The sequence below is a fragment of the Pseudomonas sp. GW821-FHT07E12 genome, assembly GCF_058986605.1.
The window spans coordinates 1-14,945 of sequence record NZ_JBYSVX010000060.1; the positions used below are offsets into that span (position 1 = coordinate 1).

Annotated in this window: 11 protein-coding genes; 2 read left to right on the forward strand and 9 right to left on the reverse strand. The window is 64.8% G+C overall.

The features are described from left to right. Nucleotides 1-87: 87 nt before the first annotated feature. Nucleotides 88-519, reverse strand: coding sequence for an Lrp/AsnC family transcriptional regulator (locus AC3WJE_RS20145; protein ID WP_493732621.1), 432 nt, complete (start codon nucleotides 517-519; stop codon nucleotides 88-90). Nucleotides 520-686: 167 nt separating this feature from the next. Here AC3WJE_RS20145 and AC3WJE_RS20150 point away from each other — a divergent pair, with 167 nt between their 5' ends. Then, nucleotides 687-2,186, forward strand: a complete 1,500-nt coding sequence (locus tag AC3WJE_RS20150) for an aminotransferase class III-fold pyridoxal phosphate-dependent enzyme (RefSeq protein ID WP_493732622.1) — start codon at nucleotides 687-689, stop codon at nucleotides 2,184-2,186. A gap of 111 nt (nucleotides 2,187-2,297) precedes the next feature. On the opposite strand, the gene AC3WJE_RS20155 is transcribed toward AC3WJE_RS20150, so the two are convergent. The 4 genes from AC3WJE_RS20155 to AC3WJE_RS20170 form a co-directional block, all read right to left on the reverse strand. Next, entirely contained in the window at nucleotides 2,298-2,912 is a 615-nt protein-coding gene (locus AC3WJE_RS20155; protein ID WP_493732623.1) for an inorganic diphosphatase, read from the reverse strand. 135 nt (nucleotides 2,913-3,047) lie between these two features. Further along, the gene (locus AC3WJE_RS20160) at nucleotides 3,048-4,421 is read right to left on the reverse strand and encodes a purple acid phosphatase family protein (protein WP_493732624.1); all 1,374 of its coding nucleotides are present in this window, start codon (nucleotides 4,419-4,421) and stop codon (nucleotides 3,048-3,050) included. Continuing rightward, nucleotides 4,418-5,587 carry a hypothetical protein gene (locus tag AC3WJE_RS20165; protein ID WP_493732625.1) on the reverse strand — a complete coding sequence of 390 codons (1,170 nt, stop codon included), beginning with the start codon at nucleotides 5,585-5,587 and terminating at the stop codon, nucleotides 4,418-4,420. The genes AC3WJE_RS20160 and AC3WJE_RS20165 overlap by 4 nt, the downstream gene beginning before the upstream one ends. Further along, nucleotides 5,587-8,112 carry a TonB-dependent receptor gene (locus tag AC3WJE_RS20170; protein ID WP_493732626.1) on the reverse strand — a complete coding sequence of 842 codons (2,526 nt, stop codon included), beginning with the start codon at nucleotides 8,110-8,112 and terminating at the stop codon, nucleotides 5,587-5,589. The genes AC3WJE_RS20165 and AC3WJE_RS20170 overlap by 1 nt, the downstream gene beginning before the upstream one ends. Nucleotides 8,113-8,553: 441 nt before the next feature. Between AC3WJE_RS20170 and upp the strand changes: the two genes are divergently transcribed. Then, on the forward strand, nucleotides 8,554-9,186 hold the full coding sequence (gene upp, locus AC3WJE_RS20175; protein WP_493732627.1) for a uracil phosphoribosyltransferase: 633 nt from the start codon (nucleotides 8,554-8,556) through the stop codon (nucleotides 9,184-9,186). Nucleotides 9,187-9,800: 614 nt separating this feature from the next. On the opposite strand, the gene AC3WJE_RS20180 is transcribed toward upp, so the two are convergent. The 4 genes from AC3WJE_RS20180 to AC3WJE_RS20195 form a co-directional block, all read right to left on the reverse strand. Beyond that, nucleotides 9,801-11,504 carry a glycoside hydrolase family 9 protein gene (locus AC3WJE_RS20180; RefSeq protein WP_493732628.1) on the reverse strand — a complete coding sequence of 568 codons (1,704 nt, stop codon included), beginning with the start codon at nucleotides 11,502-11,504 and terminating at the stop codon, nucleotides 9,801-9,803. 115 nt (nucleotides 11,505-11,619) lie between these two features. Beyond that, a complete protein-coding gene (locus AC3WJE_RS20185; RefSeq protein ID WP_493732629.1) occupies nucleotides 11,620-12,510 on the reverse strand; it encodes an MBL fold metallo-hydrolase in 891 nt (296 codons plus the stop codon). A 188-nt stretch (nucleotides 12,511-12,698) separates the two neighbouring features. Then, nucleotides 12,699-14,453 (reverse strand): gamma-glutamyltransferase, encoded by a 1,755-nt coding sequence (ggt, locus tag AC3WJE_RS20190; RefSeq protein ID WP_493732630.1) that lies wholly within the window; start codon nucleotides 14,451-14,453, stop codon nucleotides 12,699-12,701. Beyond that, nucleotides 14,450-14,734, reverse strand: coding sequence for a YfhL family 4Fe-4S dicluster ferredoxin (locus tag AC3WJE_RS20195; protein ID WP_493732631.1), 285 nt, complete (start codon nucleotides 14,732-14,734; stop codon nucleotides 14,450-14,452). The genes ggt and AC3WJE_RS20195 overlap by 4 nt, the downstream gene beginning before the upstream one ends. Nucleotides 14,735-14,945: the final 211 nt, after the last annotated feature.

Consider the following 14,945-nt stretch of genomic DNA (forward strand, 5'->3'; position numbering starts at 1 on the left):
CCCCCCCCCCCCCCCCCCCCCCCCCCCCCCCCCCCCCCCCCCCCCCCCCCCCCCCCCCCCCCCCCCCCCCCCCCCCAATCCCGCGCGTCAGCGCGCGAACTTAGTCGACAACACAATCGCCGAGGTCGTACGTCCCACGCCATCGAGCGCGCCAATGCGATCGGTCAGCACATCCAGCTCGCTGACCGTGGCGGCCGCGCCGAGTGCCACCAGATCGTACGGACCGCTCACCGAGTGCAGCTCGCGCAGCTCGGGCATCGCCTGCAGTGCCTTCACCACCTGCGGCATCTGCTTGGGCAGTACGGTGATCATGATGTGGGCGCGGATATAGGCCTGCTCCACGGCGTCATGCACCCGCACGGTATAGCCGCTGATCGTGCCCTGGCGCTCCAGCTTCTCGATCCGGCTCTGCACCGTGGTGCGCGACACGCCGAGCCGGCGCGCGATCTGCGCGGTGGACGCGCGGGCATCCTCGCGCAACAGCGCGAGCAGGGCTTCATCGGCGGCGGTCAGCTTCATTTTGCAGAATACCTTCGTCTAAACGACGGAACATGCCTTGATTATGCACGTTTCACAGCTGCCAAACGACGCCCATCTACCGCTAAATTGAGCGCACGCCCTCGCAAAGCCCGCACCTCGATGTCCGGGAGCAAAGCGAACCACCCAGCCACAACCCGGAGAGCCGTATGTCCCTGAGCGATACCCTCGCCCCGTTGCGCGCCCACGCCGGCCTCCGTCTCACCGACGGTCTGGACGATGCGGCGATCGAACGCCTCGCCGATTCACATCCGGCGCTGCGCCAGGCGCTGGACGCCGCCGCCGCCGAATACGTCCGCATCAAGGACGAGTTCGCCGAGCTGCTGGACCTGGATGAACGCGCGCAGATCGAGGCGGTCCAGGGCGGCTTCATCAACTTCTATGCCGACGACTGCGTGACCCCGTACATCGCCCTGACCGCGCGCGGGCCGTGGGTGGTGACACTGAAGGGTGCGGTGCTCTACGACGCCGGTGGCTACGGCATGCTCGGCTTCGGACACACCCCGGACGTGGTGCTGGAGGCGATGGCCCGCCCGCAGGTGATGGCCAACGTGATGACACCCAGCCTGTCCCAGCGGCGCCTCGATACGGTGCTGCGCAAGGAGATCGGCCACACACGTGCCGGCGGCTGTCCGTATACCCGGTTCATGTGTCTCAACTCCGGCTCGGAAGCGGTCGGCCTGGCCACGCGCATCGTCGATACCAACGCCAAGCTGCAGACCGATCCGGGCGCACGCCATGCCGGCGCCACGATCAAGCGCCTGGTGGTCAAGGGCAGCTTCCACGGCCGCACCGATCGCCCCGGGCTGTATTCGCATTCCAGCCGCAAGACCTACATGCAGTACCTGGCCAGCTATCGCGGCGAGGACTCGGTGATCGCGATCGCACCCTACGACGTCGACGCGCTGCGCAAGGCCTTCGCCGACGCCGAACGCAACGGCTGGTTCATCGAAGCGGTGTTCCTGGAGCCGGTGATGGGCGAAGGCGATCCCGGCCGCGCCTTGCCGCCGGCGTTCTACGCCGCCGCACGCGAACTGACCCGCGCCCACGGCAGCCTGTTGCTGGTCGATTCGATCCAGGCCGGACTGCGCGCGCACGGTGTGCTGTCGGTGGTGGACTATCCGGGCTTCGAACAGCAGGAAGCGCCGGACATGGAGACCTACTCCAAGGCGCTCAATGCTGCGCAGTACCCGCTGTCGGTGCTGGCCGTCACCGAGGCCGCCGCGCGGATCTACCGCAAGGGCACCTACGGCAACACCATGACCACCAATCCGCGCGCGCTCGACGTGGCCTGCGCCACGCTCGGTCTGCTCACCCCGCAGGTGCGCGCCAACATCCGCGAACGCGGTGTGGCTGCGCTGCGCAAACTGGAACAGCTCAAGGCTGATCTGGGCGGGTTGATCACCAAGGTCCAGGGCACCGGCCTGCTGTTCTCGTGCGAGCTGGCACCGCAGTTCAAGTGCTACGGCGCCGGCTCGACCGAGGAATGGCTGCGCCGTCATGGCGTCAACGTGATCCACGGCGGCGAGAACTCGCTGCGCTTCACCCCGCACTTCGCGATGGACGATCAGGAGCTCGACCTGCTGGTCGGACTGATTGGTCGTGCGTTGCGCGAGGGACCGCGGCGGGAACAGGCTGTGGCGGCGTAACGCACGCCATCGTCATCCCCGCGAACACGGGGATGACGATCTGGAAACAATCTGCAGATCGCACTTCACTGATGCCTGGGGCAGGCGCGAAGTCAGCCCTGCCAAAGCAGCTTACTTCTGCTTCTTCGCGAAGCGTTCCAGCGACTGCCCGATCAGCACCTTCGCTTCGGCCGCGTCGCCCCAGCCATGCAGTTCGACCGGATTGCGACCTGCCGGCAGATCCTTGTAGACCCGGAAGAAAGCCTCGATACGATCGCGCTCGATCTGTGGCAGATCGGAGAGGTCACGGATGCCAGCGTAAGTCGGATCGACCTTGTCGGTGGGCACGCCGATGATCTTCTCGTCGTGCTCGCCCTTGTCGATCATGCGCAGCACGCCAATCGGACGGAAGCGGATCAACACGCCGGGATGCAGTGGTTCGCGGGTCAACACCAGCGCATCGAGTGGGTCACCATCACCGGCAAGCGTTCGCGGCAGCGAACCGTAGTTGGCGGGATACGCCACCGGCATCGACTGGAAGCGATCGACGTATACCAGGCCTTCGTCGTTGATCTCGTACTTGGTGAAGCTTCCGGCCGGGATTTCCACCGCCAGATTGACTTCCTCCGGCGCGGTTCTGGGCTGTTCGGCCAGGAACGGGTGACGGATATGGTCGTCAGCCATCGCCAACGGCGCGGCGAGCAGCAAGGCCAACAGCAATGGATACATGGTGCGTGGCGCGTTCATGGCATGCCCTCAAGAATCCGTTTTTGTGGGAGGGACTCTGGGTGGCCTAGGGCCATCAGTCCCGATGCTTTCCCGGTGAAGCCTGTCGGGACTGATGGCCCTAGGCCACCCAGAGTCCCTCCTACAGTGGTGCGCTCATTCCCAGCAACGATCCGCCCGGCCCTTCGGGCTGCTTGGCCGTGCGCAGTCGCGCGGGGCGATGCGGCCATCCTCGCGTTCGACCAGACGCTTGCCCTCGCCTCCGCGCACCAGCTCGAAGGCGTCATAGAGACGACCTGTCGCGGTATGCGATTCGTAGACCAGCCGGGTCGGATCGATGCGCAGCACCTGATAAAGCTGGGTGTCCTCGCCAACCGGCTTCATCGTCTTGCGTGCGAAATCCGATAGCCGGTATTGCTTGGGACCGGCGACCGAGACGATGAACACCGGCGTTGACGTGCTGCCCTCGTCACTGCGACGGCCATAGGTGTGATCGTGGCCCTGCAGCACCAGATCGACCTTGTGCTTGCGGATCACCGGCAGCACCTGTTCGACCAGCTTGAGGTTCTCGCGATCGGCGCGTGGCGAATAGAACGGCTGGTGGATCAGCACGATCGACCACGGATGTGGGTTCTCGGCCAGTACCTTGTCCAACCATGCCGCCTGCGCCTTGCCGGTGCCGAGATCCAGTACCGAAGTGCCATCGAGCACCGCAATGCGCACGCCCTGGTAGTCGAACCAGTACGTGGTGCGCTGCGTCTCCGAAGGCCCGTTGCGCGGCAGTGCGAACGTCAGCGGCCAGTGCCCACCGAGCACGCGCCGCTCCTGCGGGGTGTCCTCGAACTCTTCGAAATACTCGTGATTGCCCGGTGCCGGCGCCACCGCGGTGCCTTCCAGCAACCAGCGCCCGGCTTCGAACCACTCGCCCCACTCGCTGTCGTCCACGCCGTCGCCGCCACTGACCAGATCGCCCGCGAACAACGCCAGGCGTGCATCCGGCGTGCTGCGCCAACCCTGGCGGATCACCCGCGAGACCAGGCTGAGGTTCTTGTTCTGGGTATCGCCGAAGTACAGCAGCGTCAGCGGCGCATCCGCGCCGGCGGCAGTGCGGAAATGCTCCCACGGACCCCAGGTGTTGTTGCCTTGCACGCGGTAGGCGTACAGCGTGTCCGGCTGCAAACCATCGACGTCGGCACGATGGTGATGCGACGGCCCGTTCTCGCTGCGCAGTTCAGCCGTGCTGGCGACGATCCGGCGCGGCGTGCCCAGATCGGGCGAATCACTGGCGAGCGCCAGCTCCAGCGTCGGCTTGTTCACCGACGCATCAGTCCGCCACATCACCGCAAAACCGCGCGAGGCATCCTGCGCCGGCGAAGCGACGATGCGATCCGGGAAACCGCTGGCCGCGTAGTGGTGCCTCCCGGCCGGCACCTGTGTATTGGGCTCGGCCGCCCAGGCTGCAATTGCAAACGTGGCGCCCGCCACCAGCAACAACCGCTTGTCCCACCTTTTGGAATTCCCTGACCTCACTTGGCGCATTCCTTCAGCTTCAGGGCCTTGGCGATGTCGCGCCAATCGAACGCCGCCACGGCCTGATCGTCGTGCAACGCATACAACACGCCTTGCGGGAAGCGCGCATCGCCGTGCATGTCCAGCCACACACCGTCGGTGTTGGCGGTGACCTTGCCAGCGAACGCTCCGACATGCGCCAGCGTCTGCCGGTCGAATACGTGGAACAGGCTGCGATCCTTGAACTGGTCGGTGCCGATCCAGTAGCCGCTGCCATCGGCGCAGGTCTGCAACGCGATGCCTTCGGCCTGGGCCTTGTACAGATCGGCACCGATGTCGCGACCGCGATACTTGCCGTCGCTCAGGCCGTACTCGCGCAGCCGGGTGCCGGTTGCGACGTCCTCCTCGGCCAGCAGCAGGCGATCGTGCGCGGGATCGCCAAACACCGATTCGGCGATGCGGATCGCACCGGCCTCGCTGGTGTCGCCGAATGTCTGCGTCAATCGCGCGCTCCAGCGCTGGCTCTTCTCATTCAATTGATAACGACGGAAGCGATGACCGAGATCGGCCAGCGGCGGCACGGTTTCCTCATCCGCACCGAGCATGTAGTTATCGCTGACGATGACCTCGATGCCGCCATCCTTCTCGCGTGCCCACAAGCCGTAGGGCTTGCCCAGGTCCTCGGCGCCGAAGGTCAGCAGCGACTTGAACTCCGGCAGCGAGAACATCTGCACACGATGGTTGTCGCGCTCGACCACCAGGGCCAGGTTGCCGACCACAGCGATGCCGTTGGGACGATCCATCTGACCGGGCGCACTGCCCTTGCCGCCGACGCTGCGCAGGCGCTGCCCGCTGTCACCATCGAACACCACCAGCTCGCCACTCTTCTTGGCAGTGGTGATGACCCAGCGCATGCCGTCCGGGGTGACCCAGCTGGCCGGCGAGTCGAGGTTGTCGGCTGGCGTGGATGCGGTGAGGAAAGCCTCGGCCACCACTTCGTGCGCAATCCCGGACTTGCTCAACAGCGGGTCATTGTCCACTACCTCGTCGGGCTCGCGATCAGCGGACTTCGACGCGGAAGCAGACTTCGCCACCGCCGGATCGACCGAAGGTGTCTTGGCACAGGCAACCATCAGCCCACACGCCAATACGAATGCGCCCAAACGCAGCGCCGAACCTGCCGCCATCACAGCTTCACCCGGATGCCAACCGCGAAGGTACGGCCATATTCCTCGTACTGCTGGGTATGCGAGCGCGTGCCCTGGTAGCGTTCCAGCGGTTTGTCGAGCAGGTTGGATCCTTCGAAATAGACCTGCACGTTGCCGGTGACCTGGTAGTCGAGGCTGAAATCGAGCTGGGTGTTGGGTGCCACGTAGATATCGTAGCTGCGGGCCTTGCCCAACTCGTCCAGGTATTCGCTGCGATGCACCACCGAAACCCGCGTCGAGAAACCGTTCTTCTCATAGCCCAGGAAGGCGGTGTAGACGTTCTTGGAGGCGCGCGGCAGGGTGAAGTCTTCACCCGCGCGATCTTCCAGACCCGGATCGAACTCGGTATGCAGCCAGGTGCCGCTGACACCGCCGAGGAAACCATCCCAGCCGACCGGCAGGAAGTCGAACGGCTGCTGCCAGTTGAACTCGGCGCCGTAGACCTTCGCGCTCTTGCCGTTGATCGCCATGCTGACATCGTAGCCGGCGTAGCTCGGATCGTTGTCGATCACGGTGTCGACGATGTAGTTGTCGATCGACTTGTGGAACAGACCGAGCGAGACGATGCCGCTCTTGCCGATGTATTTCTCGAATGACAGGTCGAGATTGGTTGACTCGTACGGCTTGAGGTTCGGGTTGCCCAGCTCGACTTCCTCGTCGTCATTGTTGATCGTCGCATGCGGCGCGATCTGGCCGAAGCCCGGCCGCGACACGGTCTTGTTGAGCGCCGCGCGCAGTGCCCAGTCGTCACCGCCATTCCAGCGCAGATGCAGGCCCGGCAGCACGTTGGTATAGCTGGCGCTGGCCTCCAACGGCGTCACGCTGAAGCTCTCGCTGTCCTCGACGTCGATCTGGTAGCCGTTGGCCTTGAACTGGGTGTTCTCCACACGCACGCCGGCGATCACGCGCAGTGCGCCGATGTCCCAGGTGCCCATCGCGTAGGCGGCCAGGATGTCCTCGCGCGAGCTGTAGTCCTCCGACAGCATGCTCACCGCGTTGTCGGCGGCATCGCCCTCATCGGCGCTGTAGAGATTGCCGTACTGCGCCCAGTAGGCACGCATCGCCGAGGAACTGAGTACCTCGCCGAGACTGTTGCCGCGATGCGCGGGCGCTGCCTGGGTCCAGTCTGTCAGGTTGATCTTCGGGCCTTCGGACAGCGTGGATTCGTTCTTGTCGACGTTGCGCTCGCGCCAGCGTCCAAGCAGGCCGACCTTGTAGCTGGCGTTCTCGTCGTCAAAGCGCACGTTGACCTTGGCGCTGTACTCGTCGTCATCGGTACGACCCGGCGTGACCACGAACTTGTCGAACTTGTAGTTGCTGTTGTCGACCCATTCGTCGCTGGACAGCGCGATGGCCGGCATCCGGCTGTTCTGGTCGATGGTCGCATCCAGATCATCGCCGTTGTACTTGAAATAGGCCTGCAGCTCGTCGTTCACGCGCTCGCGGGTCTTGGTGTAGCCGGCCTGGTAATCCACCACCGCGCCATCAAGACGGTTCTCGCCGCCGAAGCTGGCAGCCAGCGTGTCCTGCTGCTTGGTGCGATAGCGCACCCGCTTGGAAATCTTGTCGACCGGCGCCGAATAGGTGCCGTCGCCGTTGGACTCGATATCGTCGGCATCGAAGGAGATCACCGTGGCCTGACGGGTCTCAGCATCCTTGAAGCTGCTGAACAACGTGCGCAGGTAGTAGCGATTGTCATCGTCCGGACGCCAATCCAGATTGAGGTTGGCGCCGACCCGCTTGCGCTCGATGTAGTACTTGCGACGCTGCTGCTCGACCATGACCATGTCGCCGTTGTCGATCTCGTCGTATTCGCCCTCGGTGTTGTCGGACTGGAACTTGCGGTCCTGGTAGTTCACGCCCAGCGCGACGCCGAAGGTGTTGTCGGCGAACAGATCGCTGTAGTTGAACGAGGCCTTGGGACTGGTCTTGTCGCTGAGCTGCTGGTGATTGGCCTCGAGCTTGGCGCGGATGCTGCGACCGTCGCGATCGAACGCCGAGGCCGATTCGACCAGGATCGCACCGCCGATCGAATCGCCCGGCATGTCCGGGGTCGGTGACTTGACCACTTTCAGGCGCTCGGTGGAATCGGACGGAATCACATCCAGCGGCGCGGCGCGGTTGTCGCTCTCCGGAGTACCGATCGCGATGCCGTCCACGCTGACGCTGTTGAGCGCCGCATCCAGGCCGCGCACCACCACGAAACGCCCTTCGCCCTGGTCGCGGGTCACGCTGACGCCCGGCAGGCGCTGCAGCGACTCGGCGACGTTCTGGTCCGGATAGTCGCCCACGTCGTCGGCCGAGACCGCATCGAGGATCGCATCGGATTCGCGCTTGAGGTCCACCGCACGTGCCTGCGCTTCGAGCTGCGGCCTGACTTCGACGCGATCGAGATCGGTGGGCGTACCCGAGGCGACGGCATCGATGGCCTGCGCGTTCGAGGCTGCAACCACCGCGCCCAGACCCAGAGCAATCGCCACGAACAACGGATGTTTGGTGTGCACTGCCGAATTCCCCAATGTCGGTAAACGATGGGTTCACACCGTATTTCCGACAGGTTTCATGCCAGTGACAAAACACGTTGTTTTAACGAAGTTACGACATTGTCCCGACATCAGTGCGCGTCGAGTTCGTGTCAGCGCTGGAATACGACAATTGGATGACAGCGCGCGAACCTGCCGCTGAAGCCCGTGCTTTCCCGCTCAGGGATTCGATGAGCAAGTCGCGCAGAGGAATCTGCGAGTGGCCAATCCCTCCTGGAAACCCGCGTATGGTTGCGCCAGGAATTCGACCAGCGAGCCGCTTGCGGAGCGCGCATACATCGTGGATGCGCGAGCGCGACCGGCGCACTCTTTCGGATGCCCACACCGCTCCGCGCAGGACTCAACTGGCGAGCGATGCCGGCCCTGCGGCACACTGTGCAGACCTCCACGCCAGATATCGCCATGAAGATCGTTGAAGTCCGCCACCCCCTCGTCCAGCACAAGATCGGCCTGCTGCGTGACGCCGAACTGAGCACCAAGGGCTTCCGCGAACTGGTGACGGAGCTGGGCACGCTGCTGGGCTACGAGGCCACCGCCGACCTGGAAACCGAGCCGCACACCCAGCCCGGCTGGGCCGGCCCGGTGCAGGTGCAGCGCATCGCCGGCGCCAAGATCACCCTGGTCCCGATCCTGCGCGCCGGCCTGGGCATGCTGCCGGGCGTACTGGCCCTGATCCCGGCCGCACGCGTCAGCGTGGTCGGCCTGCAGCGCGACGAAGAGACCTTGCAGCCGGTGCCCTACTTCGAGCGCCTGACCGGCCGCCTGACCGAACGCGACGCCCTGATCCTCGACCCGATGCTGGCCACCGGCGGCACCCTGATCGCCACCATCGACATGCTCAAGCGCGCCGGCGCCCGCCGCATCAAGGGCATCTTCCTTGTCGCCGCCCCCGAGGGCCTGAAAGCCCTGGAAGCCGCCCACCCCGACGTGGAGGTCTACACCGCCGCGATCGACGAACGCCTCAACGAAAAGGGCTACATCCTGCCGGGCCTGGGCGATGCTGGTGACCGCATCTTCGGCACCAGGGTGGAGTGAGCGCTACGGCAGCGATCATGCTGCACACCTGATTGATCGGAATGATTGGCCCCAGGGCCAATCAACACGCCAGCGAAGCTTAGGCGGTTGAAGTTGCCGTTGCCGTTGCCGTTGCTCGTGATTTTGCCCTTTGCCTTTGACTTTCCGGGGCCCCCATCCGCAGCGACGGAGCCAGCGGGAAAAACCCGAAGGGCGACGCACATGGATGTGCGTCGTTTTCTGCCGCGGCACGGATGCCGCGTCAGAAAATCCCGCTGGCGGAGTGAACCCGTAGCGCAGCGAAGGGCGCGAGGACTGGGGCGTGTTTCTTTGGGTTACGTTTCTTTGCACGAGCAAAGAAAGGTAACTCGCTCCGAAGGAGCGAAAGCCTTTGCTGTTGCTGTTGCCGTTACTTCAACTCCAAAAAGCAACGTCCATGGATTCCCGCTTCCGCGGGAATGACGGTAGATGGATCGCGGAGAACGGTGCGGAAGTCGCTGGATCCCCGCCTTCGCGGGGACGACGGTAGAGAGATCGCGCGGAAGGCACTGGGTCCCCGCCTGCGCGGGGACGACGGTATAAGCACACAACGCATCAGCAGATCGAGCCGGATATTCCTCAACAACCCCCGGACCCTACTTCCGCGTAAGCACCTGAATCGCCGCACTCACATACACCAACGGCGCATTCCAGTTGATCGCCACCTCGTTACTCGCATAACTGCACGCATCATCCAGATACGACAACGCCGGCAACTTCGACGGATAGCCCATCTTGCAGCCAGCAATATCCTGCTGCCCCGGCTGCGGACCGCCCACCAGCATCCCCGGCACCGGCTCGACAACGCCGTCGGCCTCGGAAATCCGGTGGTGGATATGCATCGGCGAGCGCAACCCCAGACCGGTGACGAACGACAGCCCCAGCGGATTGCGCCCCAGCACGTAGTCCAGCTGCGACTGCGCCGCATCCAGGTACTCACGCTTGCCGGACAGGCGATAGCCCTGCAACAGCATCATCGCCTGGTTGAGCGCGCCCGAATTGCTGCCCCAGCGGAAATCGCGCTCGGTCATCGCAATCCGCCACGGCGATTGCTGCCATTGCGCCGCCAGCTTCTCGGCCAGGCCGTCGATCTCACGCACGATGCGCTCGCGATCGGCATGCGCCGTCAGCCGATCGCGATGCTGCGCCAGGGTCATCCACGCCAATCCGCCCACGTCGCCCCACGACGGCACGCCGGCCGGCACCTTGCGCGCGATGAACGCATCGTAGAAACCATCCTCGCCGGTGGCGACATACAGCTCCGCCGCCGCCCAGGCGAACTCATCACTCAGTTCCGCATCATCGTAGCCGCCGGTATGCACGTCTGCCGGCTGCTTGTAGATCACATCAGGATGTTGACGCGCCCACTGCCATGCCTTGCGCGCCGCCGCCAGCATGCGCGCGGACTGGCCCGGATACTGTTTTTCGAACGGCGCATAGATCCGGCTGGCGGCCGCCATCACCGCGGCGAAATCGAGCGTTGCTGCGGTGCCCTTCATCACCACGTAGCGTTGGTCACGAGCCTGCGCCGGCATCACCACGTTTTCGAACTTCAACGTGGTCAGCTTGTGGTAGACCCCGCCATCGGCCGGGTCCTGCATCGTCAGCATCCACTGCAGGTTCCACCACGTCTCCTGCAGGATGTCCGGCACGCCGGACGCCTCGTTAGGAATGTTGACCTTGAGATCGGTGAAGAACTGCGGGTAGTGCTCGTACGCCGCCAGCAGCGTATAGGTACTGATGCCGGAGTTGACTACGTACTTGTTGTAGTCGCCGGCGTCGTACCAGCCTTTCGGCGCGGAAATCGAGCTGCCCTCTGGGCGCGTCGCCGAGGCGGCGGATGCGTGCACACGCACGTCGGTATCCGGATGCCCGGCCGCGCGCGCGAAGCGTCCGGCATAGCGCTCCGGCAGGTCGGTGCTGGCACGGTTGAAGTAGTAGGCCTTCAATGCTGCTTTCGCGACCGGCACATAGGCGTCGTTCGCGATTGGAAACGGATCGGAGGGCAGCAAACCTTCGATGCGCAACCGGTAGCGGCCCGGTTTGACCAGCGCGCTGAAATCGGCCAGTTGCGCAGCCTGTCCGGCCGGTGCCCAGTCGCGTGCGGGCTGCAGCTGCCCGTGCAGCACGGTGCGTCCACGCGCATCCTCGACCGTGAATTCGGAAGCGTCCGCCTCGCTACCCGCAAGGCGCCCGACCACGGCGAACTTCTGCGACGCTGGCAGGAAACCCAACTGGTCCAGATGGATGGGAGATATCGCCGCAGGCCCTGCTTCAGCCGAGCGGGCCAGCTGCGGCATGCAGCACGCGACAAGTGCAAGGAGAGCGAATCGATTCATTCGCCGATACTGCCGCTGCCCACCCCGGGCAGCAAGACCGCGACCGTTATAGCCAACGGCCGTGATCGAATAGCCGTTACGCGGCCAGTGAACGCGCGCGCAGTTCCTCGACCTCATGCGCGGTCGAAAAGCGCCCCTTGCTGTCGCGCACCACCTGCGCCAGCGCGCAGGCCGGATCGTGGGTGAAGAACAGATGCACGTTGCGGGCGAGCTTGTCCTCCAGGAACGCGCGTTTCTCGTCGATCAGCAGTTCGGCGTTGCGGTCATAGCCCATCGTGATCGGCAGATGCACCCACGAACGCCCGGGGATCAAATCCGCGCAGAACGCCACGCCGCCATGCGGCTGGCCCTGCACCTGCTCGGGCCCGACGATCTCCGACAGCATCAGCCCCGGCGTGTGCCCATCGCTGAAGCTGAAACGCACCGCCTCGCCTAGCGCGCGCGAGTACGCGCCATCGACGATCTCCAGCCTACCGCTGGCCTCCAGCAGGCCCGGCAACTCGGGAATGAAGCTGGCGCGATCGCGCGGATGCGGATGTTTGGCCCGCTCCCAGTGGGTGGCGCCGATCAGATAGATCGCATTGGGAAACAGCAGCTCCGGCGCACGGCCCTCGACCCATGGCGCGAGCAGGCCGCCGGCATGATCGAAGTGCAGATGGCTGAGCACCACCACATCGATGTCCTCGTGCTCGAACCCGGCTTCGCGCAGCGATTCGATCAGCACGTGGTTGTCTTCCTGGATGCCGTAGCGCTCGCGCAGCTTCGGCTCGAAGAATGCGCCGACGCCGGTCTCGAACAGCACCGTCTTGCCCGCCAGTGGACTGGCCAGCAGCGCCCGGCAGGCCAGGCCGATCCGATTGGCTTCGTCGGGCGGCGCCCACTTTTCCCACAACGCGCGCGGCGCGTTGCCGAACATCGCGCCGCCATCCAACTTCTGGGTGTTGCCTTGTATCGACCAGAGTTTCATTTTGGAATTATCGAGGTAGCGGCGTTAAGGATTCGGAAGCGGGCCAGGCAGGATGCAGAAGCGATGTGGGAGGGACTTCAGTCCCGACAAGCCTTATCGGCTCACTGTCGGGACTGAAGTCCCTCCCACAGGAGAAACCGGCAGAGGCTCCAGGAACCGGGAGATGCGCTCCCGATCCCCGATCCGTATCAGTGCGCCGGGCTATCCAGTTGCACTTCCGCCGCACCCACTTCATTACGCGGATCGCTGCCACCGGCCAGGGTGTTGCTGCGGTGATCCCATTCGACCGTCTGCAGGTTGCCCCAGACGTGGCTGGAACCACGCCCGCCAGCGGCGTTGTCGCCCGGCAGCTTGAGCGTGTGTCCCATCGCCTGCAGCTGTTTGATGGTGGCCTCGTCGAAGGTGCCGGTCTCGGCCTCGATCACGTCCGGCAACCACTGGTGGTGGTAGCGCGGCAGCGCGGCGACCTGCTGCGGGTTCAGGCCGTCGTCGTAGCCGAGGATGCCCAGCAATACCATCGTGATGATGCGGCTGCCGCCCGGCGTGCCGAGCACCACGGTCTTGTCGGCGTTCTGCATGAAGGTCGGCGTCATCGAGCTGAGCGGACGCTTGCCGGTCTTGGGCGCGTTGGCCTCATAGCCCATCACGCCGAACGCGTTCGGCGTGCCCGGCTTCAACGCGAAGTCGTCCATCTCGTCGTTGAGCAGCACGCCGGTGCCCTTCGGGATCAGGCCGGAGCCGTACAGCAGGTTCACCGTCTGGGTCGCGCCGACCAGATTGCCTTCGTCATCGATGATCGAGAAATGCGTGGTCTCGTCGTCCTCCAGCGGCGTCGGATTACCCGACAGCAGGTCGCTCGGCGTGGCCTTCTCCGGGTTGATCGTCGAGCGCAGGCCGAGCGCGTAATCCTTGCTCAGCAGCACGCGCTGCGGGATCGCGGTGAAGTCCGGATCGCCCAGAAAGAAGGTCCGGTCACGGTAGGCGCGACGCATCGCTTCGACCACCAGATGGGTGCGGTGCGCCGGATCCATCGCCTTGAGGTCATAGCCCTCCAGGATCTGCAGCATCGATGCCAGCGCGATGCCACCCGACGACGGCGGCGGTGCGGTGGTGATCTTCCAGCCCTTGTAGTCGAACTGGATCGGCGTGCGCTGCTTGACGCTGTACGAGGCCAGCTCGCTCGCGTTCCACTTGCCCCCGGCCTGATTGACGCCGGCGATCAGCTTCTTGGCAGTCTCGCCCTTGTAGAAACCATCGAAGCCCTTCTCGCCCAGCAGAGCCAGCGTGTGCGCCAGCTCGGGCTGCTTGAAGATCTCGCCCTCGGCGATCGGCTTGCCGTTGCGCAGGTATACCTCGCGCGTCCCGGGATAACGCTCCATCACCTCGGCTCGCTGTGCATAGCCCTTGGCCATGCGCGCGTACACCGGGAAGCCCTCGCTGGCGATGCGGATGGCCGGTGCCAGCGACTGCTTCAGCGGCAGCTTGCCGTGCTTCGTTGCCAACTCGACCAGCGCCGCCGGCAGACCGGGGATACCGGCCGACCACGGCCCGTTGATCGACTTGTTCGGATCGAGCTTGCCGTCCTTGTCGAGGAACTTGTCCGGCGAAGCCGATGCCGGCGCGACTTCGCGCGCGTCGAGCATCACGTCCTGGCCGCTCTTGGCATCGTGCAGCAGGAAGAAACCGCCACCGCCCAGGCCAGAGCTGATCGGCTCGACCACGCTCAACGTCGAGGACACCGCCACCGCCGCGTCGAACGCGTTGCCGCCCTCGCGCAGAATCTGCAGACCGGCCTCGGTGGCCAGACGGTGACCGCTGGCAATGGCCGCGCCAGGCGGATGCGCGGCGGCATCGGCAGGCGTTGCTGTCGTTGACGGATCGGCCCAAGCGGCCGGTGACAGCAGCAGGCCCAGCAACAGGCCGTGGCGGACGAGTGTTCTCATGGGGCGGGGGGCTCCTGATCGTACAGTTCGGGGTGGTCGCGCTGCAGCCGCAGCAGTTTGGCGAGCAGTTGATCGTGGCTCTCGGGGATGTCCGGATCGGGGTCGATGCATTCGACCGGGCACACCACCACGCATTGCGCCTCATCGAAATGACCGACGCATTCGGTGCAACGCGCCGGATCGATCACATAGATCGTCTCGCCCATGGAGATGGCGTGATTCGGGCAGGCCGGCTCACAGACGTCGCAGTTGACGCAGAGCTCGTTGATCTTGAGGGACATTTCGGGGAATTCGGCACCAACCCGATCATCTTACCGGGATCGGACAGGCAGGTCCGCCCGGCGGTGGAACGCTGCGGCCGGCTTTTGGCTGCGGCGGGCTTTTGTGCGGCTGGCTTCTGTAGGAGCGGCTTCAGCCGCGAGGGGCTTTACCGGTAAAGCCCCTCGCTGTCTCTTATCCACACCTGACGCTGCCGACGAATGCCCAGAAGTG

Excerpts from the sequence above, each read along its gene's own strand:
- AC3WJE_RS20180 (WP_493732628.1), bottom strand. The coding sequence starts at position 11,504 with ATGCCGCAGCTGGCCCGCTCGGCTGAAGCAGGGCCTGCGGCGATATCT.
- upp (WP_493732627.1), top strand. The coding sequence starts at position 8,554 with ATGAAGATCGTTGAAGTCCGCCACCCCCTCGTCCAGCACAAGATCGGC.
- AC3WJE_RS20185 (WP_493732629.1), bottom strand. The coding sequence starts at position 12,510 with ATGAAACTCTGGTCGATACAAGGCAACACCCAGAAGTTGGATGGCGGC.
- AC3WJE_RS20145 (WP_493732621.1), bottom strand. The coding sequence starts at position 519 with ATGAAGCTGACCGCCGCCGATGAAGCCCTGCTCGCGCTGTTGCGCGAG.
- AC3WJE_RS20195 (WP_493732631.1), bottom strand. The coding sequence starts at position 14,734 with ATGTCCCTCAAGATCAACGAGCTCTGCGTCAACTGCGACGTCTGTGAG.
- AC3WJE_RS20155 (WP_493732623.1), bottom strand. The coding sequence starts at position 2,912 with ATGAACGCGCCACGCACCATGTATCCATTGCTGTTGGCCTTGCTGCTC.
- AC3WJE_RS20165 (WP_493732625.1), bottom strand. The coding sequence starts at position 5,587 with ATGGCGGCAGGTTCGGCGCTGCGTTTGGGCGCATTCGTATTGGCGTGT.
- AC3WJE_RS20150 (WP_493732622.1), top strand. The coding sequence starts at position 687 with ATGTCCCTGAGCGATACCCTCGCCCCGTTGCGCGCCCACGCCGGCCTC.
- ggt (WP_493732630.1), bottom strand. The coding sequence starts at position 14,453 with ATGAGAACACTCGTCCGCCACGGCCTGTTGCTGGGCCTGCTGCTGTCA.